This is a genomic window from Psychrobacter sp., assembly GCF_018260395.1.
In the GTDB taxonomy this organism is placed as follows: domain Bacteria; phylum Pseudomonadota; class Gammaproteobacteria; order Pseudomonadales; family Moraxellaceae; genus Psychrobacter.
Genome location: NZ_JAGLBC010000178.1, coordinates 1 through 4,030 on the forward strand (window position 1 = coordinate 1; position 4,030 = coordinate 4,030).

Annotated in this window: 3 protein-coding genes; all 3 read right to left on the reverse strand. The window is 36.6% G+C overall.

The window, feature by feature from the left end; all coding sequences use genetic code 11:
• Window positions 1-104: 104 nt before the first annotated feature.
• The gene (locus QZ265_RS10055) at window positions 105-1,871 is read right to left on the reverse strand and encodes a sugar phosphorylase (protein ID WP_296405820.1); all 1,767 of its coding nucleotides are present in this window, start codon (window positions 1,869-1,871) and stop codon (window positions 105-107) included.
• 5 nt (window positions 1,872-1,876) lie between these two features.
• Window positions 1,877-3,100 carry a glycosyl transferase gene (locus QZ265_RS10060; protein ID WP_296405822.1) on the reverse strand — a complete coding sequence of 408 codons (1,224 nt, stop codon included), beginning with the start codon at window positions 3,098-3,100 and terminating at the stop codon, window positions 1,877-1,879.
• A gap of 83 nt (window positions 3,101-3,183) precedes the next feature.
• Window positions 3,184-3,990 carry an HAD-IIB family hydrolase gene (locus tag QZ265_RS10065; protein WP_296405824.1) on the reverse strand — a complete coding sequence of 269 codons (807 nt, stop codon included), beginning with the start codon at window positions 3,988-3,990 and terminating at the stop codon, window positions 3,184-3,186.
• Window positions 3,991-4,030: the final 40 nt, after the last annotated feature.

The window sequence follows — 4,030 nt, forward strand, 5'->3', positions numbered from 1 at the left end:
CTCCCTATACCTAAAAGCCCCCATTCATCTCGAGTGGGGGCTTTTTCTTTGTGATATATGCGCTTAGCTTTAACTTAAAAACTCCCAATCATAAATATCTAGAACTACAAGTTACTAATCCAAAATGTCTGATAAGGCTCTAAATTCAAAAACTCATTAGCCAAGTTAACTTTATTATCTCCAATAAGATCAAACCATTCTTCTGTTTCGATCAAATTTATATCTGTTAATAATATAGTTTGTGCTGCATCGCTAATATTACTTATACAAAAGATACTCTGCTTACCAGTCAAACTTTGACGCCAGTAACCAAAAATTTGACTGCCTAATTGCAATGTATATTGTGCTGCATTCGGATGAAAGGCAGGTTGTAATTTTCTTATCTTAATTAACTTATCAAGTTGTTTATTTACAATATATTGACTAGAGTTAGAATCCTCTAATAAGGATTGTAGTTCATGTAAATCCCAACGATGACGGTTTATCGATCGGTTACGTCCCGTATATGCTACATTTGCATAGTCATTAGGGGTGGCAAGTAAGCTATGAATATAAATACCTGGAATCCCTTCCATACCTAACATAATGCTTTGTGCACATATAAATCGATCAATTTGATAACTATCAACGCCTTTAAAGGTGCCCTGCAAAGCATCAAAAAGGGTAATGTTAATTTCATACGGTTTTTGAGTACCATCTTCTAAGATACGCTCAGAGACCTTACCACCAAATATCAGCATTTGATCAACAAGTTTAATGATTTCATTTTCATCAAGTAAGCCTTCAGCTGGGCGTAGCCCAATACCATCGTGAGAGGCAATAAAATTAAAATATACCGTACCGTTTTGAGTAGGCGGCATACTAAGCATCCAACTAATTAAATAAGTACAGTCTCCAGAGGCAAGGGTATAAAGCAATAAAGGCGGAAGTGAAAAGTTATATATGCCATGTGCCTCATTTGCATTTCCAAAATATGTGAGGTTTTCTTGGTTAGGTATATTGGTTTCAGTAATTATAATAATAGAGGGATCAACGTGTTCTATCAAAGTACGTAGTAAACGTACAACTTCATGCGTTTGTGGCAAGTTAATACACTTGCTACCTATTATTTTCCATAAGAAAGCAACTGCGTCAAGCCGAAATAACTTAGCTTTGTTATCAATATATAACCGAATTATTTCAACAAACTTTATAAGTACTTTGGGATTTCTAAAGTCAAAATCAGCTTGGTCATGACCAAACGTACACCAAACATATTGGGTGCCGTTTGACGTTTGAGTTTCCCGAAGTAAAGGCGTAACTCTAGGACGAGTAACATCGGATAGATTATCCGTAAAATTTGCGGTATAAAAGAAGTCAGCTCCTGTCCCGTGACCTTTAATAAAGTTTTGGAACCATTCACTTTGAACTGAACAATGGTTGATAACCAAATCAAACATTAGGTCATAGTCTTTACCCATGGCTATTATGTCGTACCTAGAACCTAAGTCTGGGTTTACGGTTGTGTAGTCAATGACAGAAAACCCATCGTCAGAGCTGTAAGGGAAAAACGGTAAGATATGAACAGTATTGATGACATCAGAAAAATAGTTATTTAAAATATTGTGCAAGGTGGCTAAAGGTTTTTCACCTTTTTTAATGATGCTATCTCCATAGGTAATCATCACAATATCACTTTGATCCCAGTAGTTATGATGCGACTGCGGAGAAGTTATATCTTCTTCTGACATTATCCCTATGGTCTGAAGTAGCTCTGTGGCTAAGGATGAATAGCTAATGCCAAGATTATTAAAGTTATCAACGTCACTATAAATAGTTTCTAAGTGATGTATGATTTTTTCATGCAGAGAGTGCCATACAATATTTGTCATATTACTTACTCCATAAATTCAACAGTATCTAGTTCTACTGCTTCTATTAAACGCTGTTTTATATTAGGGATCGCACTCTCAACGCGGTTCCAACTTGGGATAAAAGGTGTTTCCATAGGATTGTCTAGGAAACTTTGACCCGCTTTCATAATATTGCTTGCGAATAACTCTACAGCTTTTTCTTCATTATGGATGTCTAAAGTTAGACCATTCATTATGGCATCACTGTTATAGGTTTCAACGAAGTCTAAGGCAATTCTATAATAGGTAGCCTTTATTGAACGAAATGTTTCATTACTAAATACATAACCCTGCGTAGCAAGTTTTCTAAACATAGCTTTAATGATGTCGATAGACATTCTTGATAGGCCACCCTGATCATTATGTAAAGATAAATCTTGATGCTTGTGGTCATAATTATCGCAAATATCAACCTGACAAATGTGATTGCGGGCATAGTTACGATGCATTTCAGATAACACACCAATCTCAAGACCCCAATCGCTTGGAATACGAATGTCGTTGAGTACATCTCTTCTGAATGAAAATTCACCTGCTAAAGGATAGCGGAAGCTGTCCATAAATTCTAAGTACTCATTATGGCCTAGAACTCTTTCAAGGGTACGAATCAGAGGTGTGACTAATAATCTAGAGACCCGACCATTTATTTTTCCGTTTGCTACTCGAGCATAATATCCTTTTGAAAATTTATAGTTGAATAGGGGATTAGCAACAGGATATATTAATCTAGCCAAAAGTTCTTTTTGGTAAGTAGTTATATCGCAATCGTGCAAATCAATAGATTCAGAACGTTCTGAAGCTAATATATAGCCCATGCAATACCATACATTGCGACCTTTGCCTAATTCTTTAGGTGCAAGTCCTTTAACTTGAAGCTCCTCATCAAGAGCCTTTAAACGAGGTCCATCATTCCATAAAACCCTATGATGTTGCGGCAATCTAGCAAAGAACTTTAGGGCATGACGATACTCAGCTTCGTCAGCTCTATCTAAACCAATGACTATTTCAGATAAATAAGGCACACTTTCCAGCTCATTAACAATTTTAGGGAGTGCATCACCTTCTAGCTCAGAAAATAACGAAGGAAGAATAAGGCCCATCGGACGTTTTGTAGAAAATTGCACAAGCTCTGCTTCAATATCCTCACTCGAACGGCGGGTTAAATTATGTATGGTAGTAACCACACCATTTTGGAAGAAATCAGCCATAGATATTCCTATTAATACTTATAATATTCAAAAGTTTGTCTTTATTGTTAATAAAGCGTGTTAGCCATAGAGCTTGTTAAGTATCATGAGAGTAATTGAGTCAGCATCTCACTCCAACCTTCAGGTCCCATAAGCGTACTGGTATAGACTTTATCTTTATTCACATAGGGAGGGGGATTGGCTGGTGAGAGGATGCGGACCGCCACATCCGCAGCTTCTAGCATGGCAATATCATTATTACTATCTCCTAGCGCAATAGTTTTTGTATCGGTCTTATATTGATTTTTATACTTATTAGCAAGCCACTTTAAAGCCTTTCCCTTATCACACTCACCTGACACATGGATAAATCTACCACCCTCCAATACAGAAGCACCTTTATCCTTAATCGCATCAATAAACTTTGCTTTTTTAGCATCGTTACCTAACCATAATACAGGTTCACCAAACTCACGCTGAACTGCTAGTGAGGCTGATTCTGCATCTAAACCGGTACAGTCTTGAATCTCAGAAATACTCATTTTGGAAAACTGTTTGTATTGACCAGCGTATTGATTCTTAAGTTGTGAAAGAAGTCCAATCCAGTGGTCTTTACCTGCTATAAATTGATGACACCAAAATCCGTTTTCGTCGATAGTCCTATTTGAATTGTTTTCTAAACAGGATGAAGGAATATAAATGGCTGCACCGTTCTCAACGATAAATGGCCCCTTAAGACCAATACGTTCCATAAGTGGTTGCATTTCTGCATAAGTTTTACTTGTGGTAGGAATGACTGGAATCTTTTTTGACTTGAGCATACCTAAGGTAGTTTTAGCTGCTTCAAATGAATAGGTATAGTGATCAAGTAGCGTTGCATCCATATCAGTAAAAATAAGGGTTTTAGTCATAGTTTGCTTTTCAGTTTTTTATATGAATATTTTTTAATTA